22 protein-coding genes, 1 tRNA gene and 1 pseudogene are annotated in these 25,443 nt (G+C 36.0%); 21 read left to right on the top strand and 3 right to left on the bottom strand.

Going from position 1 to position 25,443, the window contains the following annotated elements:
• Positions 1-165 precede the first annotated feature (165 nt).
• The 9 genes from ppaX (at position 166) to AC3WJF_RS02035 (ending at position 8,638) form a co-directional block, all read left to right on the top strand.
• Complete coding sequence (ppaX, locus tag AC3WJF_RS02075; RefSeq protein WP_492449434.1) at positions 166-819, top strand: pyrophosphatase PpaX; 654 nt, start codon at positions 166-168, stop codon at positions 817-819.
• On the top strand, positions 816-1,352 hold the full coding sequence (locus AC3WJF_RS02070; protein WP_492449433.1) for an acyltransferase: 537 nt from the start codon (positions 816-818) through the stop codon (positions 1,350-1,352). Before ppaX ends, AC3WJF_RS02070 begins: the two co-directional genes overlap by 4 nt.
• 226 nt (positions 1,353-1,578) lie before the next feature.
• Positions 1,579-3,096 (top strand): tetratricopeptide repeat protein, encoded by a 1,518-nt coding sequence (locus AC3WJF_RS02065; RefSeq protein WP_492449432.1) that lies wholly within the window; start codon positions 1,579-1,581, stop codon positions 3,094-3,096.
• Positions 3,097-3,341: 245 nt separating this feature from the next.
• On the top strand, positions 3,342-4,280 hold the full coding sequence (trxB, locus tag AC3WJF_RS02060) for a thioredoxin-disulfide reductase (RefSeq protein ID WP_492449431.1): 939 nt from the start codon (positions 3,342-3,344) through the stop codon (positions 4,278-4,280).
• Between the two features lie 607 nt (positions 4,281-4,887).
• Entirely contained in the window at positions 4,888-5,346 is a 459-nt protein-coding gene (locus AC3WJF_RS02055; protein WP_492449430.1) for an NUDIX hydrolase, read from the top strand.
• A 145-nt stretch (positions 5,347-5,491) separates the two neighbouring features.
• The gene (rapZ, locus tag AC3WJF_RS02050) at positions 5,492-6,403 is read left to right on the top strand and encodes an RNase adapter RapZ (RefSeq protein ID WP_492449429.1); all 912 of its coding nucleotides are present in this window, start codon (positions 5,492-5,494) and stop codon (positions 6,401-6,403) included.
• Positions 6,381-7,343, top strand: a complete 963-nt coding sequence (locus AC3WJF_RS02045; RefSeq protein ID WP_492449428.1) for a gluconeogenesis factor YvcK family protein — start codon at positions 6,381-6,383, stop codon at positions 7,341-7,343. The genes rapZ and AC3WJF_RS02045 overlap by 23 nt, the downstream gene beginning before the upstream one ends.
• 64 nt (positions 7,344-7,407) lie before the next feature.
• On the top strand, positions 7,408-8,361 hold the full coding sequence (gene whiA, locus AC3WJF_RS02040; protein WP_492449427.1) for a DNA-binding protein WhiA: 954 nt from the start codon (positions 7,408-7,410) through the stop codon (positions 8,359-8,361).
• A gap of 19 nt (positions 8,362-8,380) precedes the next feature.
• Positions 8,381-8,638, top strand: a complete 258-nt coding sequence (locus tag AC3WJF_RS02035) for an HPr family phosphocarrier protein (RefSeq protein WP_492449426.1) — start codon at positions 8,381-8,383, stop codon at positions 8,636-8,638.
• Between the two features lie 378 nt (positions 8,639-9,016).
• Here the strand turns inward: AC3WJF_RS02035 and clpP are convergent, their stop codons facing one another.
• Entirely contained in the window at positions 9,017-9,616 is a 600-nt protein-coding gene (gene clpP, locus AC3WJF_RS02030) for an ATP-dependent Clp endopeptidase proteolytic subunit ClpP (RefSeq protein WP_492449425.1), read from the bottom strand.
• Between the two features lie 246 nt (positions 9,617-9,862).
• Here clpP and AC3WJF_RS02025 point away from each other — a divergent pair.
• Together AC3WJF_RS02025 and AC3WJF_RS02020 are read left to right on the top strand one after the other, a co-directional pair.
• A tRNA-Arg gene (locus AC3WJF_RS02025) sits at positions 9,863-9,934 on the top strand.
• A gap of 589 nt (positions 9,935-10,523) precedes the next feature.
• Positions 10,524-11,141 carry a hypothetical protein gene (locus AC3WJF_RS02020; RefSeq protein ID WP_492449424.1) on the top strand — a complete coding sequence of 206 codons (618 nt, stop codon included), beginning with the start codon at positions 10,524-10,526 and terminating at the stop codon, positions 11,139-11,141.
• A gap of 403 nt (positions 11,142-11,544) precedes the next feature.
• Here AC3WJF_RS02020 and AC3WJF_RS02015 read toward each other — a convergent pair whose 3' ends face one another.
• A complete protein-coding gene (locus tag AC3WJF_RS02015; RefSeq protein WP_492449423.1) occupies positions 11,545-11,976 on the bottom strand; it encodes a hypothetical protein in 432 nt (143 codons plus the stop codon).
• A gap of 299 nt (positions 11,977-12,275) precedes the next feature.
• Positions 12,276-13,325 carry a phosphodiester glycosidase family protein gene (locus tag AC3WJF_RS02010; protein ID WP_492449422.1) on the bottom strand — a complete coding sequence of 350 codons (1,050 nt, stop codon included), beginning with the start codon at positions 13,323-13,325 and terminating at the stop codon, positions 12,276-12,278.
• Positions 13,326-13,518: 193 nt separating this feature from the next.
• On the opposite strand from AC3WJF_RS02010, the gene rpoN reads away from it, so the two are divergent.
• From rpoN to AC3WJF_RS01960, 10 genes and pseudogenes are all read left to right on the top strand, one after another.
• Positions 13,519-14,850, top strand: coding sequence for an RNA polymerase factor sigma-54 (rpoN, locus tag AC3WJF_RS02005; protein WP_492449421.1), 1,332 nt, complete (start codon positions 13,519-13,521; stop codon positions 14,848-14,850).
• A 345-nt stretch (positions 14,851-15,195) separates the two neighbouring features.
• Positions 15,196-15,429, top strand: coding sequence for a glutaredoxin family protein (locus tag AC3WJF_RS02000; protein WP_492449420.1), 234 nt, complete (start codon positions 15,196-15,198; stop codon positions 15,427-15,429).
• A 248-nt stretch (positions 15,430-15,677) separates the two neighbouring features.
• Positions 15,678-16,709 (top strand): sugar-binding transcriptional regulator, encoded by a 1,032-nt coding sequence (locus AC3WJF_RS01995; protein WP_492449497.1) that lies wholly within the window; start codon positions 15,678-15,680, stop codon positions 16,707-16,709.
• 100 nt (positions 16,710-16,809) lie between these two features.
• Positions 16,810-17,817 (top strand): type I glyceraldehyde-3-phosphate dehydrogenase, encoded by a 1,008-nt coding sequence (gene gap / locus AC3WJF_RS01990; RefSeq protein ID WP_492449419.1) that lies wholly within the window; start codon positions 16,810-16,812, stop codon positions 17,815-17,817.
• Positions 17,818-17,985: 168 nt separating this feature from the next.
• Complete coding sequence (locus tag AC3WJF_RS01985; RefSeq protein ID WP_492449418.1) at positions 17,986-19,170, top strand: phosphoglycerate kinase; 1,185 nt, start codon at positions 17,986-17,988, stop codon at positions 19,168-19,170.
• A 27-nt stretch (positions 19,171-19,197) separates the two neighbouring features.
• Positions 19,198-19,959: a triose-phosphate isomerase gene (gene tpiA / locus AC3WJF_RS01980; protein WP_492449417.1), complete on the top strand. Its 762-nt coding sequence runs from the start codon at positions 19,198-19,200 to the stop codon at positions 19,957-19,959.
• On the top strand, positions 19,952-21,487 hold the full coding sequence (gene gpmI, locus AC3WJF_RS01975) for a 2,3-bisphosphoglycerate-independent phosphoglycerate mutase (RefSeq protein WP_492449416.1): 1,536 nt from the start codon (positions 19,952-19,954) through the stop codon (positions 21,485-21,487). Before tpiA ends, gpmI begins: the two co-directional genes overlap by 8 nt.
• Positions 21,488-21,514: 27 nt before the next feature.
• Positions 21,515-22,807, top strand: coding sequence for a phosphopyruvate hydratase (gene eno / locus AC3WJF_RS01970; protein ID WP_492449415.1), 1,293 nt, complete (start codon positions 21,515-21,517; stop codon positions 22,805-22,807).
• 385 nt (positions 22,808-23,192) lie between these two features.
• The gene (locus AC3WJF_RS01965; protein WP_492449414.1) at positions 23,193-24,740 is read left to right on the top strand and encodes an immunoglobulin-like domain-containing protein; all 1,548 of its coding nucleotides are present in this window, start codon (positions 23,193-23,195) and stop codon (positions 24,738-24,740) included.
• 288 nt (positions 24,741-25,028) lie between these two features.
• Positions 25,029-25,139 (top strand): annotated as a pseudogene (locus AC3WJF_RS01960) (hypothetical protein); the annotation flags it as partial.
• Between the last annotated feature and the right edge of the window lie 304 nt (positions 25,140-25,443).

Genomic DNA, 25,443 nt, shown 5'->3' with positions numbered 1-25,443 from the left:
CCTCATAAATTTTTACATTCAACTTCAGAATGGTTAATCTATTAAGAAAAGATGCCCAGAAACTAACGAAAAGCAACAAGTTAAAAACGGCTTTTGGATTTTAACAATTTATACGAAACACCTTATAATAAAAAAATATATCAAGCAGCAGAAAGGGTAGCAAATATGCAAAAACAAATTACGACCGTACTATTTGATTTAGACGGAACATTAATTGACACGAATGAATTAATTATCGCTTCTTTCTTACATACGTTAAATCATTACTATCCAGGAAAGTACACTAGAGAAGATGTATTGCCATTCATAGGACCATCATTAAAGGAAACCATGTCCTCCATTGATCCCGAGCGGATAGATGAAATGATTAAAAGATATCGCACACATAATTTAGCGCATCACGATCTTCTTGTAAAAGAGTTCGATGGTGTATATGAAACAGTAAAAACCTTAAAGGAAAATGGATATAAGCTTGCGATTGTTTCAACTAAAATGTCTGCTACCGTGAAAAAAGGACTTAAGCTGACGAATTTAGATTCATTTTTTGAAGTAATTGTTGCCATTGATGATGTTCAGAATGTGAAGCCAGACCCTGAACCAATTGAAAAAGCATTACAACATCTTGGATCTACTCCGCAGGAAGCTATCATGGTAGGAGATAATTACCATGATATATTAGGAGCGAAAAATGCAGGAACTTTATCTGCTGGTGTCTCATGGTCAGCAAAAGGGCGTGCCTATATAGAAAAATATGAACCTGATTTCATTCTTGATAATATGCGTGATCTTCTGAAAATCGTCGGGGCAAGAAATGAATGAGAAGAACAGAGCGTTTCCCGGTTTCGAGTGCAAACTCTTTATGGCATGTGTATAAAACCGTCCCGTTTTGGAAGGTAGTAAAAAACTTTTTGGTTATCCAATTGGCAAGATATACTCCATTTCTTGGAATGAAAAATTGGTTGTATCGTGTCTTTTTAAACATGGAAATTGGTAATCAAACATCCTTTGCATTAATGGTCATGCTTGATGTAATGTTCCCAGAAAAAATCTCAGTAGGTCAAAACACGGTCATTGGCTATAATACGACTATTCTTGCTCATGAATACTTAATTAAAGAATATAGACTCGGAAATGTAGAAATTGGTAGTGAGGTAATGATTGGTGCTAATACAACCATTTTGCCTGGGGTGACTATAGGAGATGGTGCTATCATTTCAGCAGGGACTCTTGTCCATAAAGACGTTCCAGCAGGCGCATTTGTCGGTGGAAATCCTATGAGAGTCATTTACACGAAGGAGCAATTACAAGAAAGATGGGCATCAGATCCGATATATGGAATAAAGGAAAAATAATAGGTACCTGGTGACGGGTACCTTAAATTAGGAGTTAATCCTGATACTTATATATGTTATACTACAGTAGTTATGGTTGTTTTCGCATATTTTGTTGTTTTTTTGATAAATGCCTTGTTCGTACACGAGGCAACTTTTCTTATCAAATGATTCATGTAGTATTAAAACACAACAAAGTTTACGAAAAGAGCCATCGTTAACTTTGTAAGATTTGAGAGGGACCTTAATGGCAAAAGACGTAAATGTTAGACAGGAGCAAGGGGTTGTCCTGTCTTTTATACCAACAGGTGAATATTATTTTAATAAAGGAATAAATGCCTATCATAGACATGATTTAAAAAAAGCGAAGAAGTACTTGCAGCGTGCCATGCAACTTGAACCTTATGAACCATTGATTACTTGTCAGCTTGGCTTAGTCTGTATGGAATTAGATGAATTTCAGCAATCTAATGAGCTTTTTACAAATATTTTGGATGAATTAGATCCGAGCATGACAGAATGCCACTATTTTCTAGCAAATAACTATGCAGAGCTTGGGCTTTTTTATGAAGCATATAAACATGCGAACAAGTATTTAGAAATTGACCCATACGGTGAATTTGCGGAGGAAGCCGAAGATTTAATTTACGTCATCAATACGGAAGAAACAGATTTAGAAGATTCCTTGTATATGCAGGATGAACTCATCGTGAAACAAGAAAAGGCAAGACAGCTTCTCGAATCTGGGAATTTTCAAATGGCTATCAAAAATTTAAAAGAAATAATTGAAAAATACCCTGATTTTTGGTCAGCCTATAATAATCTAGCTCTCGGTTATTTTTATTTAGGGGAAATGGAGAAAGCTGCAAATGTGTTGAAAGAGCTTTTAGAAAAAAATCCGGGAAACCTTCACGCTCTTTGCAATTTAGCTGTATTTTTGTATCATCAGCACCGTGATGTAGAGTTGCAAGAATTATTGGACGGACTAGAAAAAATCCAACCGATTCTTATTGAACATCAATATAAATTAGGCGCTACTTTTGCATTGCTTGGAAATCACGCAAAAGCCTTTTATTGGTTGAATAAACTAAAAAAACAAGGTTTTGATGGAGATGCGAGCTTCTATTATTGGCTTTCACATGTTGCATATTCAACTGGACATGAGCAAACATCTAAAACAGCCTGGAAGCAATTATTGGAAATAAGTCCTGAAAAAGAAGGTTCGGAGCCTTGGAATAATAACGAACAATTGAATGAGGCTGGCTTCGAAAATCATGTTTCAACCATACTAAGTAAATTAAAAAGTGATTACTTAGAGGAACGTCTTTTTGGAATATTTCTGATTTCCATCTCAAATAAAAGGCAAGAAATCATCTCTCATTCTGAATTTAAAAGCTTAGATGATTTTACGATAACGGAAAAAATATACTTGGCAAACGTATTGGATGCAGGAATGAAAGAACAATTTGACCCCGAAGGTATGATTGGAATGGGACATGGTATCGCTTCATTGCTATATAAAAATCATCAGCCCATTTATCCAAAAACAACTGGTTTATTTCATATGTGGTTTGCTATTTTTATTAATGGATTAAAAGAAGGGGCCATATTTACAAACCAACAGGCTTATGCTGCTGCAGTAGACTATATGTGGAGCAAGCTTAATGAAGAAAAGAAATCACAAGCAGAGATTGCCAAATCATATAATATTTCACCTTCAACATTGCAAAAATATGTGAAGTTAATTAACCAATATTATCAGTAGGCATATATTTGGACGTATGAAGAACATTCTTTTAAGATAAGAGTAATGATTTCCGAAGATTTGTTTCATGAAGCATGTGTCAATCGGCACATCTTTTCTTCTATCATTAAACATTGTCCATTTCGGGAATGATAATACAAGAATTCATGTAAAGATATAGAATAATGGGTGTGAGTGAAATTTAAAGTGTAATTTCACCTATTGAAATTGCCACTTCAAATTTCAACCGTAAGGAGTGTTGAGATATGGATGAAAAAATTTATGATCTTATCATAATTGGTGCTGGCCCTGCTGGTATGACAGCTGCTGTTTATGCTTCACGTGCAAATTTATCTACTTTAATGATTGAGCGTGGTGTTCCTGGTGGACAAATGGCAAATACAGAAGATGTCGAAAATTACCCAGGTTATGAAAGCATTTTAGGACCTGAGCTTTCAAATAAAATGTTTGAGCATGCTAAGAAATTTGGTGCAGAATATGCTTATGGTGACATAAAAGAAATCATCGATGGGGATGAGTATAAAACACTTAAAGCAGGCTCAAAGGAATTCAAAGCACGAGCGATTATTATTGCAACAGGTGCAGAGTATAAGAAAATAGGTGTTCCAGGTGAAAAAGAATTAGGTGGACGAGGAGTTTCCTATTGTGCAGTTTGTGATGGCGCATTCTTTAAGAGCAAGAATTTAGTTGTTGTCGGTGGAGGAGACTCTGCAGTAGAAGAGGGTGTATATTTGACACGCTTTGCTGACAAGGTAACGATTGTTCATCGTCGTTCTGAATTAAGAGCGCAAAAAATTCTACAAGACCGGGCATTCGCAAATGAAAAAGTTGATTTTATTTGGAATCATACAGTGAAGGAAATCAATGAAAAAGATGGTAAGGTAGGCTCTGTTACCCTTGTTTCAACAGAGGATGGCAAAGAAACAGAATTTGAAGCGGATGGCGTGTTTATTTATATTGGATTAGTCCCTTTAACAAAACCATTCCAAAGCCTTGGTATCGTAAGTGAATCAGGCTATATCGAAACGAATGAAGAAATGGAAACGAAAATACCAGGTATTTATGCCGCTGGGGATGTTCGTGAAAAGACCCTTCGTCAAATTGTAACTGCTACGGGAGACGGAAGTATTGCGGCACAAAGTGCACAACATTATATTGAGGAATTAAAAGAAAAGGTAAAATAATTAGGGTCAATCCCTTAGTCATTTACAGAGATATTTCAAAAATGGTGTTTGCGAATAAATTGTTCTTTTCGTACTTTGATTAAACTTCTAATAAGATATAGCTTCGGGGCATCTTTTCTTAAAAAGATTACCCGTTCTAAAACTAAACGAGCAATTACATGAGATTTACGATTATAGTAAGAGCAAAGTGTAAGAAAAGAGCCTTTGTAAAAGTAATTTTGATTTAATTTTCCTGTAATCATTGTGAAACATTAATCATGTATGATTAAGACAAATGAAATTGACCCCCTTTTTAATAAGACCCCTTGATAAGCCCAGGCATTGCCTGAGCTTTTTTCTTATGCGAAAAGTTGCTTAAAGCTTCCGTTTTCTGTTTGTTAGGAAGTTCGATAAATAGTATAATAAAATGAATAAATATGCTTTAATTCTTTTTTCTTAAATCATACATTTTTTATCTCAAAACTTATAGAAAATTATTTGACTACTTGAATTGGTATAACTTATAAGAAAAAATGCCTCGAAACTAAGTCTGATAAGTATTTATTTATAACAAATGCCGAAAAACAACAATCAGCACGAAAACAGCCTAATAAATGAGGTGAGGGTTATGCAGCGTGTTACGAATTGTGTTTTAGTGAAGGACGGCGAGGTTTTGCTGTTGCAAAAGCCTAGGCGCAATTGGTGGGTGGCACCTGGTGGCAAAATGGAGCAGGGTGAATCCATACGCGAATCCGTCATACGTGAATTTAGAGAAGAAACAGGAATTTATATAAAACAGCCAACATTAAAGGGAGTTTTCACCTTTATTATTGTTGAAAAAGAAAATGTAGTTTCAGAGTGGATGATGTTTTCCTTTGTAGCGAACGACTATGATGGTGTACAACTATTGAAATCAGAGGAAGGGAACTTAGCCTGGCATCCAATAGACAGCATAAAGACCTTACCTATGGCAGAAGGGGATTATCACATTCTCGATTATCTCGCTCATGGAAAAGGAATTATTTATGGTCAATTTACATATACATCTGACTTTGAACTGATTTCATATCGAATAGATCCAAGCTAAAATGAATAAGAAGAATTAATAAGAGGTTAGTTATTAATGGATGTTCGAATAGAAAATTCTACATCGCTAACTGCCTTTTAATTTGTTAGTAAAAGACTATCCATCATATCTTCAGAAGGGTCATTATATACGGGAGGAAATGATCATGAGCACAGGTGCAAATAACGTTCAACTAGTTATCATTACAGGTATGTCTGGTGCAGGAAAAACAGTAGCAATCCAAAGCTTTGAGGATTTAGGTTTCTATTGTGTTGATAATCTTCCTCCAACATTACTGCCAAAATTTTTGGAGCTTATGAAGGATTCAAATAATAAAATGAATAAAGTTGCGCTTGGAATGGACCTTCGCGGAAGGGAATTTTTTGATTCTTTATTCAAAGCGTTAGATGAATTAGCAGAAATTTCATGGGTCTCTCCACAAATTCTATTTCTTAATGCAGATGACTCTGTATTGGTAAGAAGATATAAAGAGACACGGAGACTCCATCCTTTATCACCGACAGGGCTGCCATTAGAGGGAATAGCTCAAGAAAGGATGTTATTAGAAGAGTTAAAGGGACGTGCCCAAATTATATATAATACATCGAATATGTCGCCAAGAGAATTAAGGGAAAAGATATTAACAGAGTTCTCTCTTAATAAGCAAGCAACCTTTAATGTTAATGTCATGTCATTTGGATTTAAACACGGAATTCCAATTGATGCAGACTTGGTTTTTGATGTTCGCTTTTTGCCAAATCCATATTATGTACAACATATGCGTCCGAAGACAGGATTAGATCAGGAAGTATATGACTATGTATTGAAATGGAATGAGACCCATAAGTTTCTCGAAAAAATAACCGACTTGCTTTCATTTATGCTCCCACACTATAAGCGTGAGGGGAAAAGTCAATTAATTATTGCAATTGGTTGTACAGGTGGACAACATCGTTCTGTGGCATTAACGGAGTATATTGGTCATTATTTTGAAGAGGACTATCATACGTGCATTTCCCATAGGGATATTAAACATAGAGAAGGGAAAAATCAGCATGACAACGGAAAAAAATTCTAAAATAGTTATAATAGGTGGAGGGACCGGATTACCTGTATTATTAAGGGGACTGAAAAAATATCCGGTAGATATTACTGCTATTGTAACGGTAGCAGATGATGGTGGCAGCTCCGGAAGATTACGAGAAGAAATGGATATGCCATCACCTGGAGATATTAGAAATGTACTGGCGGCTTTGTCCGATGTAGAGCCATTAGTGGAGCAAATGTTTCAACACCGTTTTAAGACCGATAATGAATTGTCGGGTCATTCGTTAGGCAACTTAATTATTGCAGCTTTAACATCTATTACAGGCAATTTTGTCCATGCTGTACAAGAAATGAGCAAAGTATTGAATGTGAATGGAAAAGTTTTACCTGCAGCAAATCAAAGTGTTGTCCTTCATGCAGAAATGACAGATGGTACTGTTGTTTCTGGCGAGTCAAAAATACCTTTTTCCGGAAAAAAGATAAAGCGCGTATTTTTGACCCCAGAAGTTATTTATCCGCTTTCAGAAACAATAAAGGAAATACGTCAAGCAGATTTAATTATCATCGGCCCAGGTAGCCTATATACAAGTGTATTGCCAAATCTAATTGTTCCTCAGCTAGGGGAGGAAGTTTGTAAGTCTAAAGCAAAGAAAGTATATATATGTAATCTAATGACACAGGCCGGAGAAACTCTTGACTACACGGCCAGTAACCATGTAGATGCCATTTATCAGCATATGGGATGTAAATTTATTGACACTATTCTAGTAAATAATGAGGAAATTCCACAGAATATACAAGAACGTTATAAAGAGGAATTGGCAAAACCAGTTGTCTATGACGTCGACAAATTAATTGATTTAGGCTTAAATGTTATATACGATCAAATTCTAACGTATGAAGGTGGATTAATTCGCCACGATACAGATAAAGTAGCACGAATTTTATATAATATGTTGCCAAATGGTTAAAATGGATTTTAAGTGAAGTAGGAATTAAATTTCTCTCTCTTTCACTTCAATGGAGGTTATGGGGTTGTCATTTGCTTCAGAAACGAAAAAAGAATTAACTAATTTACAAGTAAAGGATTGTTGTGTAAAAGCTGAGCTTTCAGCACTCATTAGAATGAATGGGGCGCTATCCTTTTCAAATAAACTGTTAGTAGTGAATGTACAAACAGAAAATGCTGCTATCGCACGCCGCATATATATTTTAATCAAAAAAATATATGATACCCCAGTAGAATTACTTGTACGAAAAAAAATGCGCTTAAAAAAGAATAATGTTTACATTGTCCGTTTGAAAAGCATGGCTAAAGATATTCTAGAAGATTTGCAGATATTGGGTGAAGGCTTTACTTTTGAACACCACATATCTCCAAATTTAATTAAGAAAAAATGCTGCAGACGCTCCTATTTAAGAGGAGCATTTCTTGCAGGGGGATCTGTTAATAATCCTGAAACATCTTCTTATCATTTAGAAATCTTTTCTCTATATAAAGAGCATAATGAATCACTTTGTGAATTAATGAATTCGTTTGGGTTAAATAGTAAGACACTTGAAAGAAAAAAAGGCTTTATTACGTACTTAAAAGAAGCAGAAAAAATTACAGAATTTCTGAATGTAGTTGGCGCACACAATGCGTTGTTACGTTTCGAAGACGTTCGCATCGTTCGAGATATGCGCAACTCAGTGAACAGGCTGGTCAATTGCGAAACGGCTAACTTGAATAAAACAATTGGAGCATCCATAAGGCAAGTTGAAAATATTCGCTACATCGAATCATCAGTAGGATTACAAGTATTGCCCGAAAAATTAAGGGAAATTGCAGAGCTTCGAGTCTCCTACCAGGATGTAACATTGAAAGAACTTGGCGAAATGGTATCAGGAGGTACCATTAGCAAATCCGGCATCAACCACCGGCTAAGAAAAATTGATGAAATTGCGGAAAAGCTCCGTGCAGGAGATTTCTCCGCTGCTAATAAATAAGAGAATAGGGGAGTTTGAGATGGAAGAGAGACAAGTAGAAGTAAAACGAAAATCAGGACTTCAAGCACGACCTGCTGCATTATTCGTACAAGAAGCAAATCGCTTTTCGTCTGAAGTATTTTTAGAAAAGGACGGAAAGAAAGTCAATGCAAAAAGTATTATGGGATTAATGAGCCTTGCCGCCGGAGCAGGTGCAGTCGTAACATTAAGTGCAACTGGACATGACGAAAAAGAAGCAATAGAAGGATTAACGAAATTTATAGAAGACGAAAATTAAACGTTTCTATTTAAATGGACTGAAGGACAAAAACCGTTGAAGGAAAGACTAAAGTGTCCTTCATAAAGGTGATGAAGGACAAAAACGGTTGAGAGAAAGTGCAAAGTGTCCTTCATAAAGGTGATGAAGGACAAAATCCGTTGAGAGAAAGTGCAAAGTGTCCTTCATAAAGGCGATGAAGGACAAAAACGGTTGAAGGAAAGCCCAAAGAGTCCTTCATAAAAGGACTGAGGGCTCCATAGGTCCGTCAATTCTTTTTAAGTTTACAATCTTTGAACATAAAAAAAGCCTTTCAAATAGAAAGGCTTTTTTGCTGCTCTTAATTAGTTTCATTTAATTTTCACTAAAAAGAAATTTATTTAGCTTTTAGTGCTTATATTATTTTTTTGTATCTAACTCATTACGAGTTATAATTTTATCAACTAATCCATATTCCATGGCCTTTTCAGCGGTCATAAAGTTATCACGATCCGTATCTCGGCTGATAACGTCAAGCGGCTGTCCAGTACGTTCGGAAAGAATGGTATTTAGTTTTTCACGTAAAAACAGAATACGTTTTGCGGCAATTTCGATTTCCGTTGCTTGCCCTTGAGCACCGCCAAGTGGTTGATGAATCATAACCTCACTGTTCGGTAATGCAATACGTTTTCCTTTTGCTCCTGCAGCTAGTAGGAATGCACCCATCGATGCAGCCATACCAATACAAATAGTTTGTACATCCGATTTAATGTACTGCATTGTATCATAAATAGCCATACCTGCAGTTATACTTCCCCCTGGACTATTGATATAAATGGATATATCTTTCTCCGGATTTTCAGCATCTAAAAACAATAACTGGGCAACAATGGAGTTCGCCACTTGATCATCAATGGCACTGCCAAGCATAATGATGCGATCTTTTAATAGGCGAGAATAAATATCATAGGCACGTTCACCACGATTGGTTTGTTCAATAACTGTAGGGATTAAGTTCATACTTTCTCCTCCTAACACTTTTTATTAATTCAGGACAATACAAACCCGAATGGTTTTTAAGGAAAATAAATCCTTATGTACTTTCCATCATACACTAATGGTCAATAAAGGTCAAACGAAAGCCTTATATTTCTCAAAAAAATATCCTTTATTCATAATTGACCAAAAGTCATTATTTTAAACCTCAAAAAAGCTTGCAATAAAACGTTTTCTAGACTATAATTAAAAACCGTACAGTTCCATTATGCCCTCGTGGTGCAACGGATAGCACGTAAGATTCCGGTTCTTGAAATGGGGGTTCGATTCCCTCCGAGGGCGCTAAAAAAAGTCAATGAGTTCCTATGTTTGTATGAGTTTATATACAGGCATGGGAACTTTTTTGTTGAGTGCTTTTTTATTGCAGTTACCACGCAATGAAAAACACGTAATAGAGGGAATTTATTATGTCGAAAAGAAATAGCGCAACAAGTATTATAGCACTTGAAAAATTGAATCAATAAAAGGTACAGTCTGCAAAAAGCTTTATAGATCTTCACATGCAGAGTATCGCTAGTTATGTATTGAGAAGGGGGAGAAGTTCTTTTACTCTATTCAAAACTTCAACTTTTCCAATTATATGTCCCGAAACTTGTCCATAGAGATTCGACTCTTCCGTATACGCGCCTGATTATTAACGATCATTGCTTAAATCAACTTCAAGATTAGCCCCCCTTTTGTTCAATAAAAACATAAGGACGTGACTGTTTCCGATACCTATTTTCTTCAATGTTTTATACTTACCCACGCAACTTGCACACCTATTGCATTAGATATTATTGGGACACTAGAAGAATGCCAAAAACCGTATCAACTGAAGTGTTAAGAATAGGTTCAGAGACTGTATTAATTAAAAAAGGGGAAAAGAACAGTGCATAGTATAGATAAGGATAAAAATAAAGATCCAAATAGTATTGAGCATGTCTATCGTATTTCTAGCTTTGAGCATGCCTATCGTATTCCCATATTTTTAAGCACGACAACGCATTTAAATAATAAACAAAAAAAGTTTTTAAACCGTCTTATATTAGAGATTGAGAATACTTTGCTGTTTCCACGTACATTACCTTTAAGCGAAAGTTATCCCGAACCTATTTTAACTGATATTCGTCGGTTGATTTCATCTAGCTATGGAATGTTGGCAATGAACTTTCGTCGTTATTTCGTTGAGGTAGTTGACACTAATGTCGGTAAGCCCCCATCAACCATTCCGTTCTGGGAAGGGTCAGTTTATTCACAAGTAGAACCTTCAATGGCTTTTCAATTTGGTCTACCCTTATTATTAGTAAGGGAAGATAGTACTGATGAAAATAATGGAATTTGGGCAGGAGGAATTGCCCCACTCAACACATTTATAGTTTGGGATTCTGAAACTCAAACTGTTGATGAATTCTTTAGCACTGTTGAATGGAGAGAAGCTTTTGCAAATTGGAGTGCAGAGGTAAGAAATGCTTATTATATTCAGACTGAGCCAAAGTTCAAGTATTGATGTGAACGATAAACTGGAATTGTAGCATCAACTAAAATATCTTTGAAAAGTCGAAAATATACAAGATTTAATTAACTTCTGGATTCGGTATCTTTGTTGTAAGGGTTAACATGCATTGAGAAAAACTCAAATATAACGACGCCTAACGGCTTTTTGAACCAATGGTGGTCCAACGGATAGCACGTTCGGTTTTGAAGAACAAAAATCGAATTAGCAGTGCTTTTCGCACAGAAATACGCACTAGGATTAGCAGGTACATTAGCAGTAAAATTAGCGTGAAAAAAGCTCAGAACATTATGCACTGAGCTTTTTTTATATTAGTGAATTGTTGTACATAAGCAGATTATTGATCTATATCTATAAATTTCTGAGTACCTAAAAATCTACCAGAATAAAATTATATTCAATTATTTCTATTTCTACACAAAATCCGATTAATAAATACCAAAGTAGATAATAACACTATTGCCGAGACCCAAAAATAAAAGCCAAGGTTATGTTCCGTAACAATGGATGTATGTCCTGCCTCATCTAGCATCATTACCATTGGGAAAAATGCTTTTATAGCCAGTAATAACATAAATAAATGACTAATGCCAGTTTTTTTTCCTCTAAACGTTTGAACCGAAATGTAAATGAAAAACAGGTTTGCAATCCAACTAGCAGCAGACATCATCCCCGCAAATACGCCTAACCAACCTATTAACAATATATTAAGTCCGCCAAATTTATCCCCGCTAGCTGTTGTGAAAGCGGGTAGCATTAACGAGATACAATACAAAGCCCAAATTACTATTAGAGCAATCGTATTAAGCTTTTTGAAATCCTTTCTCATTAATGTTATTCCTCCTTAGCATTAATCGTCCTAGAAATATGATTGAATCGATTGCGCTTTCTTTTTAATCTATGGTTCTTCTTCACCTAACATGCACCGTTTGTTGAATTCATCCTGCTAAAAGGGGTAGGAATTCAAGTGCTAAAACACCTTTATATTTATGTGAAACCTTGATATATCAACAAAAAGATGCAGTCCATTTTAGTTGCGAATTGGACTGCTAATTTGTGTGCGAATTATGTTTTTGTACTCAAAAACCGAACCCGTTACTATTTTTGAAAGGTGTGTTTTTATATACTTTAATTCGGAATTACGACCCACCCATTTGGTAAGTAGCGCATGCCAACAGCCGTATCAGTTGCAGGTTTTAAAAGCAATTCCCCATTATATATCATTGTTGTAGAACCGCCGCCATCCATCGCAATGGCATTGGTTACTCCATATTTTTCAAACATATGAGCCATATCTGACATAGATGCACCTCGATGTGTCTTATTCCAATAGAAGCGACCATCGGTGATAATCATCACTACTTTCCCGTCTTTTTCTTGACCAATAGCAGTTCGTGGCGCCCAACCCCATGCTCCATCAATTTCAGGTGTTACGCGTGTAACTCCATCCACGATTAATTGTGGGCCAAAACTAACTGCATCAGATATACCTAGGTTTAACAATTGATTAACGGAATATTTTCCTGTAATAAATTGACCATCTTTTAGAAAGCCTCCAACGAGAAGTGGTAAATTTCGATTATCTCCTGGAACAGTGAGAACATTTCCTCGACTTATGACAATTCCGGTCGCTTTGCCACCAGAACCTGTTCCACCTTTATCCACAAATCCTCCACCATTTATGCCGGCAATACCTTGATTTTCTTTAATTAAATCAGATAGTGCCTGCCCCTTATCACTAAATCTTGATTGAACAAGATGAACGGTCGTTGGATCGGAAATGATCAGAACTTTTGCTGTGTAGTTTGCCGTTTCGATTGTATCCACATGAATGTCCAGCTTTTTATCATCATTTTTGTCCGAATGATCAATAGTAGCCACGGTTGTTTGTACCGTTGGCGGGTGATGAAATGCATTCATTAATTTATCAATCTCTGATTTAGGGAGTAAAAACCCTAAGTATTTGACATATTGAGCATGCTGTGAAGACAATACCGTTCCAACTAGCATTTTTCTAAATTGAAACCCCTTATTTGTACCATATAAAAATCCAACTCCTAATAAAAGAAGTGTTAAACAGCTAATTAAAAAAACTCGCAAAAAACGTCTTTTCTTTCCATTCTTTGGATTTCGAAGATGGCGAGAGCTTGGCACGAAATCTTTTGTAATTGTGTCCATACAGATTCTCCTTACGAAGTATGAAAATAAATCAAATATATTAGTATATTGTACCTATAAAACAACCAATCTGCCAATCTACTTTTTGGAAAAAAAATATTTGTTTCTTCCTGCATTAGTCCTTAAATAAGAAAAATCAATATACGAAAAAACTATTCTAGTGTAAAATAAACCTAGAAAGGGGATGTATTTAATGGATTTACAAGTAGGGTTATGGCAGCAACAATCTTTAAAATTGACCATGACACAAGAATTAAAACAAGCAATTCAACTTTTACAATATTCTGCACAGGAATTGTCCTCTTTTTTAGAAACAAAGGCTTTGGAGAATCCCCTCATTCATTTAGAACATTCCAATATTAAATTAATGGACCCTCATTTTGACTATACAAAGAAAAGTAAATTCAGGCATATTGAAAGGGACGATAAAGACTGGATACAGCAAATTGCTCAAAAGCATAGATCGTTACAAGAATATTTACTTTTTCAAGCGCATTTGAAAGCGCTAACAAAGGATGAAAAAAGAATAATTCATTTTCTCATTCATAATCTTGATTCAAATGGCTATTTATCCATGGAGAAAAAAGAATTAATGGAAATGCTCGGAGTTGATGATGACACATTAACTAAGGGGATTCAATTTCTTCAATCACTTGAACCGGCTGGTATCGGTGCTAGGAACTTACAAGAGTGTTTATTGATCCAAGCACAAAAAAAGGAAAGCTGTCCAAATATAGTAAGTGAGATTCTTCAAAACCACTTTATCGAATTTGCAGAAAAGAAGTGGAAAATAATTGCGAAAAAGCTCGATATCGGACTCCAAAGTATTCAAGAGGCGGCGGATTTTATTCAAACATTCGATCCACGGCCTGGGTCTCGTTTTATAATAGAACACCCTCAATATGTTCTTCCGGATTTGATTGTTACTGGCGAACAACATACACTTGATATTCATCTTTTTGAAAAGCATTTACCAAATGTGCAATTTCAAAAGGAATATTATACTATGATGTCAGCTTATAAAGATGGGCAAGTTAAACAGTTTTTAAAGGATAAAAACTACGACTTTCAATGGCTTATGAAAGGCTTGGAGCAGCGCAAAGAAACACTTTTGAAAGTAGGCTTTGCTATAATGCAAAAGCAAAAGGATTTCTTTGTAAATGGAAAGGGATACTTGAAGCCGCTAACAATGAAGGAAGTCGCAGAAGAAATAGGGACACATGAATCAACGGTTTCAAGAGCGGTTCGTGAAAAATATATCCAGACTCCTTTTGGAACATTTGAGCTCAAGTATTTTTTCTCAAGTGCACTAACCAGTACGGATGATTCGAATACGTCAGCTGTTCATGTCAAAGATAGAATAGTTCATTTAATACAAAATGAAGACAAGATAAAACCTCTCTCCGATCAGGCGATCGTCGAGATCTTAGAAAATGAAGGAATAATGGTTTCAAGAAGAACAGTTGCAAAATATCGTGACCAATTGAAGATATTACCTTCTTCAAAACGAAGGCGTTTTAATTAAGGCTCTTTTCTTATACTTTGTATAAAATCCAAAAGCCGATTTTAACCTGTTGCTATTAAATATGAGTAAAAATCGGCAGTAGGATTTTTACGGTAATTTTCTACTATCAAATGAAAAACGGAATGTAGAAAAGAGCGCGAATCCTATCCATTTCAAGGATTATATACTTATACGAAAAGCAACAATCTTTGCGAAAACAACCTTTCATAAACTCTGCTACTTGTAATACTGAACCCAAAACAAGTAAAGTTATATAGAATTTCCGAAAAGATGCCACAACGTCATATTAATCGTGGCTAGGCGTTTATTCGAAAATAGCCTTACGTATGGAAAGGAGATAATTTGGTGCAGCAAGTTGTATTATATACAAGACGTGAGTGCCATCTATGTAAAGATGCAAAGCAGGTTTTGCTGGATTTGCAGGATGATTATTCATTTAAAATTGTTGAAAAAGATATTGAAAAAAGTGACGAATTAACGCAAGAATTTGGATTGATGATACCTGTCATTGAAATCGAAGGAGAAATCGTTCAATACGGACAAATTGATCATTTTACGATAAGTAATCGATTAAAGTAGATTTTTATAAGTAATGGATGACAGTTCAAAATATAGCGCTACTTTACTATGTTACTCGTCTATTTTGTAAGTAGAGCCATCAATAATTTATTTTACTTTTAAAAAAGTTAATGCAATATAGTTGAATTATGAAAATACCCTTGCTAAAATAATAAGTGTAGCAAGGGTATTTTTTTTCGAGTGGATGGGACATAATATGTCTATGTGGGACTTTTTTTGACCCAAACATAAAAAAGGGGAAATTTATGATGTACTCATTGATTGAGGTTCAAAAAAAATTATTGCCCGATTTACTTTCTATTATGCAAAACCGATATCAAATCCTAAGGTCTATTCATTTTATGGAACCTGTCGGCAGGAGATCTTTAGCGGGGGAGTTAGGCCACTCTGAGCGTGTCCTTCGCAGTGAAGTTGAATTCTTAAAAGATCAAAAGCTGATTACCATTCAATCCTCTGGCATGAGTGTAACAAAGGAAGGGATAAGATTATTACAGGATTTGGAAGGTATGATGAGAGAAATAACGGGTATTAATGAAATGGAAGAACAATTAAAAAAGATATTGAACCTTCAGGAAGTTGTCATCATAGCTGGAAACAGTGACGAAACCCCATGGGTAAAAGGTGAACTCGGCAGGGCATGTGCACTTAGAATGAAAGTACATCTTGATGGGAAGAATATCATAGCTGTAACAGGTGGGACAACAATGGCGACTGTTGCTGATATGTTGACATCGGACTTTGCAGAGAAAGACATCGTATTCGTACCAGCAAGGGGCGGTATTGGCGAGGATGTTAAAAATCAAGCTAATACGATTTGTGCCAAAATGGCAGAAAATACCGGTTCCCAGCATCGTGTCCTCTATGTGCCAGATCAAGTTAGCAAAGTAGTTTATGAGTCTATTGTGAAGGAACCAGTAATCAAAGAGGTTCTTAGTCTTATAAAAAATGCCAACATGGTATTACACGGTATTGGGGAAGCCAATACTATGGCGAAACGGCGCAATACAATAGAAGAGGATATGAGAAAAATAACGGATGGCCATGCTGTTGGAGAAGCATTTGGTTATTATTTTAATGAAGATGGAGAAATCGTTCATAAAGTACCTACAATCGGTCTTCAATTAAAGGATTTACCAAATGTTAGGAACGTGTTTGCTGTCGCCGGTGGAACATCAAAAGCGAAGGCCATTAAAGCATTTATGAAAGCTACTACTAAATCAACTGTTTTAATAACGGATGAGGGTGCGGCTAATGAAATATTACGCTTATCCCAAATGTAGCGGAAACTAATCAAAGCTTCACACTTAATTATTTTCTTTTAAAAGGGACTACCCTTTTGAAATATACTACAAGGTTTATTATCCAAAGGAGGAAATATAAATGGCAGTAAAAGTTGGTATTAATGGGTTTGGTCGTATCGGACGTAACGTTTTTCGTGCAGCATTAAAAAATCCTAATGTAGAAATCGTAGCAGTGAATGATTTAACAGATGCAGATATGCTTGCACATCTTTTACAATATGACACTGTTCACGGAACACTTGCAGAAAAAGTAACTGTGGATGGAGATAGCTTAGTAGTTGGTGGCCATAAAGTAAAGGTTCTTGCTGAACGTGATCCAGCACAGCTTGGCTGGGGAGATCTTGGTGTAGATATCGTTGTAGAATCAACTGGTCGTTTCACAAAACGTTCAGATGCAGCAAAACATTTAGAAGCAGGAGCTAAAAAAGTAATTATCTCTGCTCCAGCATCAGATGAAGACATTACAATTGTTATGGGTGTGAACGAAGATAAATATGATGCGCAAAATCATAATGTAATCTCTAATGCATCTTGTACTACAAACTGTCTTGCTCCATTTGCAAAAGTATTAAATGAAAAATTCGGAATCAAACGCGGTATGATGACAACTGTTCACTCATACACAAATGATCAACAAATTCTTGATTTACCACATAAAGATTATCGTCGTGCACGTGCAGCTGCAGAAAATATTATTCCTACAACTACTGGTGCTGCAAAAGCGGTTGCCCTAGTATTACCTGAATTAAAAGGTAAATTAAATGGGATGGCAATGCGTGTTCCGACATCAAATGTTTCTGTTGTAGATTTAGTTGCGGAGCTTGACAAAACTGTTACAGCAGAAGAAGTAAATACAGCATTAAGAGAAGCTGCAGAAGGTGACTTGAAGGGAATATTAGCATACAATGATCTTCCATTAGTTTCTACAGATTATAATGGTTCTACTGTTTCTTCTACTGTAGATGGATTATCGACAATGGTGCTAGACAATAATATGGTAAAAGTTCTATCTTGGTATGATAACGAAACAGGTTATTCTAATCGAGTTGTAGACTTAGCTGATTATATTGCTCAAAAAGGATTATAATATCTATAAATATGACACGTTAATTTGTTATATGTGTTATACTTTATAAAAATCCAATGGATATTTATGGTCCCGACATCTATAATAAAAAGGGAGCATCAGGGGAGCGGGGAACATTCCCCACTCCCTTTTTTATAATGCTGGGTGGAGCTAAAGGAGGCGCTATCAATGAATAAGAAGACAATTAAAGACATCGATTTATCAGGAAAACGTGTGTTTTGTCGAGTTGATTTCAATGTTCCGCTTGAAAATGGAAATGTTACAGATGATACACGGATTCGCGCAGCCTTGCCAACGATTCAATATTTAATCGATCAAGGGGCTAAAGTAATTTTGGCTAGTCATTTAGGTCGTCCAAAAGGAAAAGTAGTAGAGGAACTACGACTGACTCCTGTAGCTAAGCGATTGAGCGAGCTTCTGAAAAAAGATATTCGTAAATCGAATGAAGCTCATGGTGAAATTGCTAAAAGTGATGTAGATAAACTTGCTGAAGGCGATATTTTATTACTAGAAAATGTACGTTTCTATCCAGGCGAAGAAAAAAATGACCCTGAATTAGCACGTGCTTTTGCTGATCTTGCTGATGTTTATGTAAATGACGCATTTGGTGCTGCTCACCGTGCACACGCTTCTACAGAAGGAATCGCACAATATTTGCCGGCTGTATGTGGTTTTCTAATAGAAAAAGAATTAGATGTACTTGGCAAGGCATTATCAAATCCGGAAAGACCTTTTACAGCCATCATTGGTGGCGCAAAAGTAAAAGACAAAATCGGTGTCATTGATAACCTACTTGAGAAAGTTGACAATTTAATCATTGGCGGCGGTTTAGCTTATACGTTTGTAAAGGCAAATGGGTTTGAAGTAGGAAAATCCTTGCTGGAAGAAGATAAAATTGATTTAGCAAAATCGTTCATGGAGAAAGCGAAAGAAAAAAATGTGAATTTCTATATGCCTGTTGATGTAATTGTAGCAGATGATTTCTCCGATGCTGCTAATAAAAAGGTGGTTTCTATTGAAGAAATTCCATCTGATTGGGAAGCTTTAGACATTGGTCCAAAAACGGTAGAATTATATAAAGATGTTATTCAAAAGTCCAAACTTGTCATCTGGAATGGACCGATGGGAGTATTTGAATTGGATTCTTTTGCGGGTGGTACAAAAGGTGTGGCCCAAGCATTAGCGGATGCTGAACATACATATTCAGTGATCGGCGGTGGAGATTCAGCTGCAGCAGTTGAAAAATTCCACTTAGCTGATAAAATGGACCATATTTCTACAGGTGGTGGAGCATCACTTGAATTCATGGAAGGAAAAACCCTACCTGGTGTTGCTGCCTTGAATGATAAGTAATTTCGTACGAGAAAGGAAGAATGAAAAATGCGCAAACCGATTATCGCAGGAAATTGGAAAATGTTTAAAACATTGCCAGAAGCAGCTTCTTTTGCCCAAGAGGTAAAAGGTCTCGTGCCAAGCAATGATGTAGTCGATTCAGTTATTTGTTCACCAGCTTTGTTTCTCGAACGTTTAGTGGAAGCAACAAAGGATTATGATGTGAAAATTGGTGCCCAAAATATGCATTTTGAGGAAAGTGGCGCCTATACAGGTGAGATTAGCCCGAAAGCATTAGAAGATTTAGGGGTTGATTATGTAATTCTAGGCCATTCTGAGCGCCGCGAGATGTTTAATGAAACAGACGAAGCAGTCAATAAGAAAGTATTATCTGCTTTTAAATATCATTTAACACCAATCGTTTGTGTAGGGGAAACACTAGCACAAAGAGAAAACAATGAAACTAAAGAACTAGTTGGTTCTCAAGTGAAAAAAGCGTTAACTGGGTTAACGGAAGAACAAGTAAAGCAAACGGTAATTGCTTATGAACCAATTTGGGCAATCGGTACCGGAAAATCTTCAACTGCTGAAGATGCAAATGAAGTTTGTTCCCATATCCGCAGCGTTGTTGCAGAAAACTTTTCGCAAGATACAGCAAATGCAATTCGCATTCAATATGGCGGCAGTGTAAAGCCTGCCAATATTAAAGAATATATGTCACAACCGGATATAGATGGAGCATTAGTTGGTGGTGCAAGCCTTGAACCACAATCATTTTTACAGCTTTTGGAGGCGGTAAGCCATGAGTAAAGCACCAGTCGCACTCATCATTTTAGATGGGTTTGGCCTCCGTAATGAAACAAAGGGCAATGCGGTAACTCACGCTAAAAAGCCGAATTTTGACCGCTTTTGGAATGAGTATCCACATAATACGCTTACAGCGAGTGGAGAGGCTGTTGGGTTACCTGAAGGGCAAATGGGGAACTCAGAAGTTGGGCATCTTAATATAGGTGCTGGACGCATTGTCTATCAAAGTTTAACAAGAGTGAATGTTGCTATCCGTGAAGGTGAGTTTGAGAAGAACTCAACACTTGTAGATGCGGTAGTGCATGCGAAAAAGAACGGAACTGCACTTCACCTATTTGGTCTTCTATCTGACGGCGGTGTTCATAGCCATATTAATCATATGTTTTCTTTATTGAAATTAGCTGCTGATGAAGGTCTTGATAAAGTTTATGTTCATGCTTTCTTAGACGGTCGTGATGTTGGTCCGAAAACAGCTGCTAAATATATTAAAGAAACTGAAGAAAAGTTCAAAGAAATTGGCGTTGGTGAGTTTGCTACTATTTCTGGACGCTATTATTCGATGGATCGCGATAAGCGTTGGGAACGTGTGGAAAAATCATATCGTGCAATGGCATATGGTGAAGGTCCTACTTACACAGATCCATTGCAGCTAGTAGAGGATTCTTATGAGCATGGTATCTTCGATGAATTCATTATTCCTTCCGTTATTACAAAGGAAAATGGAGAACCTGTAGCTACGATTCAGGATAATGATTCAGTTATTTTCTATAATTTCCGTCCTGACCGTGCAATTCAAATCTCAAACACCTTTACGAATGAGGATTTCCGTTCGTTTGATCGCGGACCAAAACATCCTAAAAACTTATATTTTGTATGTATGACTCTATTCTCTGAATCAGTGGATGGATATGTTGCGTTTAAACCAGTCAATTTGGATAATACACTCGGTGAAGTTTTATCACAGAATGGTTTAAAACAACTGCGTATTGCAGAAACAGAGAAATATCCGCATGTTACCTTCTTTATGAGCGGCGGTCGTGAAGCGGAGTTTCCTGGTGAAACAAGAATACTTATTAATTCACCAAAGGTTGCTACGTATGATTTAAAGCCGGAAATGAGTGCATATGAGGTAACAGAGGCACTACTAGAGCAAATTCAAAACGACAAGCAAGACGCAATCATATTGAATTTCGCTAATCCGGATATGGTTGGCCATTCAGGAATGTTGGAACCAACAGTAAAAGCAATTGAAGCTGTAGATGAATGTCTAGGAAAAATCGTTGATTTGATTGTTGAAAAGGGTGGAACTGCCATCATTACTGCAGACCATGGGAATGCTGATGAAGTGATTACTTTAGAGGGACAGCCAATGACCGCCCACACAACAAATCCAGTACCTGTCATTGTCACAAAACACGGAATTGACTTGCGTGAAGGTGGGATTCTAGGAGATTTAGCACCAACAATGCTGGATTTATTAAATATCCAAAAACCGAAAGAAATGACAGGAAATAGTTTAATTAAACAATAATTTTTTATAAAAAGGAGATTGAAAATAATGCCACTTATTACAGAAGTATATGCACGTGAAGTATTAGATTCACGCGGAAATCCAACTGTTGAAGTTGAGGTTTATACACAATCAGGAGCATTTGGCCGTGCGTTAGTGCCAAGCGGTGCATCAACAGGTGAATACGAAGCAGTTGAGCTTCGCGATGGTGACAAAGATCGCTACTTAGGCAAGGGTGTAGAAAAAGCTGTATCACATGTGAATGAAGTGATTGCTGAAGCAATTATCGGATATGACGTAGTAGAACAAGTATTAATTGATAAAGTACTTATCGAATTAGATGGTACTGAAAACAAAGGGAAATTAGGTGCAAATGCAATACTTGGCGTTTCCATGGCTGTTGCACGTGCAGCTGCAGACTTCCTTGGAATTGAATTATATCAATATCTTGGCGGCTTCAACGCAAAACAATTGCCAACACCTATGATGAACATCGTAAACGGTGGCGAACATGCTGACAACAACGTGGATATACAAGAATTTATGATCATGCCTGTAGGTGCTCCTACTTTTAAAGAAGCGCTTCGTATGGGTGCAGAAATATTCCATAACTTAAAATCCGTTCTTAAAGCAAAAGGCTTAAACACAGCTGTTGGTGATGAAGGTGGCTTTGCACCTAACCTAGGATCAAATGAAGAAGCGCTTCAAACAATCATTGAAGCAATCGAAAAAGCTGGCTACAAACCTGGTGAAGACATTATGCTTGCAATGGACGCGGCATCTTCTGAGTTTTACAATAAAGAAGACGGAAAATACCATTTAGCTGGTGAAGGTGTTGTGAAAACATCTGCTGAAATGGTTGATTGGTATGAAGAGCTTGCTTCTAAATATCCTATCATCTCCATCGAAGACGGTTTAGATGAAAATGACTGGGAAGGCCACAAGTTACTTACAGAACGCCTTGGCAAAAAAGTACAGTTAGTAGGTGACGATTTATTCGTTACTAATACGAAAAAATTATCTGAGGGTATTAAAAACGGTGTTGGTAACTCGATTCTTATTAAAGTTAACCAAATCGGTACATTAACTGAAACTTTTGATGCGATTGAAATGGCAAAACGTGCTGGTTACACAGCTGTTGTATCTCACCGTTCTGGTGAAACAGAAGATACAACAATCGCTGACATTGCTGTTGCTACTAATGCTGGTCAAATCAAAACAGGTGCACCATCCCGTACAGACCGTGTTGCAAAATACAATCAATTGCTTCGTATCGAAGATCAATTAGGGGAAACTTCTCAATACAACGGGATTAAGTCATTCTATAACTTAAGCAAATAATTATTAGAATGATTAATCCGTTGAATGAAGTAGTATAAGGCAAATTGGTGTGGCTTCAATTGTGTGATACAAAAACATGAATTTAGTCATACAAGGTTATTATTTAAAACCTCCTATTTATGTGTGATAATTCCACATTTATAGGAGGTTTTTTTGTATGTTAATGACAGATTTGTTGGAAGAAATTACACATGTGCTTCAGAATATAATGGGCTTTTTATGTAAAAATAATCGATTTTTATCCTGGAATAAATTCAATAAAATTCGCAATATTAACCATCTCAAATAAATTCAAAATAATCGAAAATATATCCATTGAAATGCAACTGTGATTTGGTTAAATGTGTTATTATTAGGGTACTATAACCTAATTGGAGGAGTGTAAATGATTAATATTAAAAAGATTGGTAGTTTAATAGCTTTATCAATTATGGTTTTAATATTCTGTGGTCAAACAGCTAAAGCCGAAACACCTTATGGCTCAATAAAAGGGCAAATAGAAAAAGATAAGCTCCAAAGTGTTCAAACGGGGAAAATTAGTAAATTTGAAAATTTTAAGATTGATAAAATCCTAAAATCACAAGTTCAATCTAAAAGTGGTTACAAAACCCAAGCGTTAACTGGAAATACATTCTATGAGACGGAGCCAAATGATTACATTTACAATGCAAACATACTGCCTAGAGGGGACATGGTTGTAGGTACATTTGGAAGATATGACGTTGATACTTATAAAATAACTATTTCACAACCTAGTTACATAGTTGTTTCGGGTGTCATGGATATTTACTCATTATCTGATATTTCATTTATCCTTGTAGATCCAAATGATAATCTGATTTATTCGGATAAAATAGTGCAAAATGACCACCTGATTTCAAAAGGATACATTCTTCCAGCTGGAGTTTATTACATACATGCTTTAAACGTAGGTCCTTATGTTACAAATGACATTTATGGCTTGGCATGGGATATTATAGATATAACCCCACCCCCTGCGCCAATAGTGAATAGTTTTAATGATAATGATACTACTTTAAAAGGACTGGCTGAAGCAGGTTCAACGATTACAGTATATGCAAGAGCTAGTATAGTAGGTACAGCAGTAGCTAAAGAAAATGGGACTTTCTCAGTTCCTATTGGTTTACAAAATGCAGGAACAATATTAACTGTAACAGCAACAGATGATGCAGGAAATGAGAGTGAAGCGACGGTAGTAACCGTAAAAGATACCAAAAAACCAATAATTAATGGCGCAGTAAATAAAACTATTAATGTTGGAGAAGTATTTGATGCATTAAAAGGAGTAACTGCTATTGACAATTTAGATGGTAATATTACATCGAAAATTATTGTAACTGGAAAAATTGATAATAAAAAACCAGGTATATATACATTGACTTATAATGTAAAAGATAGTTCAGGGAATATAACAACTGTGATAAGAAAAATAACCGTAATAGATAAGGTTAAACCAGTAATATCAGGGGCAACCAATAAGACAATTAATATTAATACAACATTTAATCCCAAAGCAGGTGTAACAGCAAAAGATAATGTGGATGGTAATTTGACAAGTGCAATTAAAATCACAGGAACGGTAGATACAAGGAAAAAGGGCGTTTATACTCTTACGTACAAAGTTAAAGATAGTTCAGGGAATATAACAACTGTGATAAGAAAAATAACTGTAATAGATAAGGTTAAACCAGTAATATCAGGGGCAACCAATAAGACAATAAAACTTAAATCTGTATTTAATCCAAAAACAGGTGTAAAAGCAATAGATAACGTAGATGGCAATTTAACAAGTAAAATAAAAGTAACAGGAACAGTAAATACAAAGAAAAAAGGAACATATAAATTAACGTATACTGTTACAGATAAATCAGGAAATAAGGCAGTGGTTACGAGAAAAATAACCGTTAAATAAATCTTACTTAGCTAATATCTATGGAGTAAAAAAACTACATGTAAAACCACAGAAAATACTTTTTATTAACGGCATTTTCTGTGGTGTTGAAGTTTAAAGGAGAAATTCTTAATTCGTAATATGTTCCGCTTCCTTTATAAACATTTTTTATGCTAGTATTAAAATATGTCATACATTACTTTAGTTATAGGATAGTGTACTATATGAACTTTTTAATACAATCACATATAAATAGGAAGAAATAAGATAAATAACGTTGATTTATTTATGTTCTAATAAAAATCACAATCTCGTACAGACCGTGTTGCAAAATACAATCAATTGCTTCGTATCGAAGATCAATTAGGTGAAACTGCTCAATACTTAGGAAAAAATTCATTCTATAACCTATCTAAATAAAATGCTTGTGAACTGTCAGGTCTAAGGATCTGGCAGTTTTTTTATGAATATTTGTTCAAGCCTCATAATATAGGCTGCGATTTACTGAATTGTTTTGCTGAAAATTAATAATCCCAGAAATTCAGAGACACGGTCACATTCAGTGAACGAACGTGCCCGATGTCATGGAAAAATAAGAGTCATGGTCACATTCGGTGAACGAACGTGCCCGATGTCATGGAAAAATAAGAGTAACGGTCACATTCATGGCCTGAACGTGCCCGATGAGGTGGGAAAATAAGAGTAACGGTCACATTCATGGCCT

This window comes from Heyndrickxia sp. FW510-T9 (assembly GCF_058781025.1).
The sequence above is the reverse complement of the archived record's forward strand: the minus strand, read 5'-3'. Positions and strand labels throughout refer to the sequence as shown.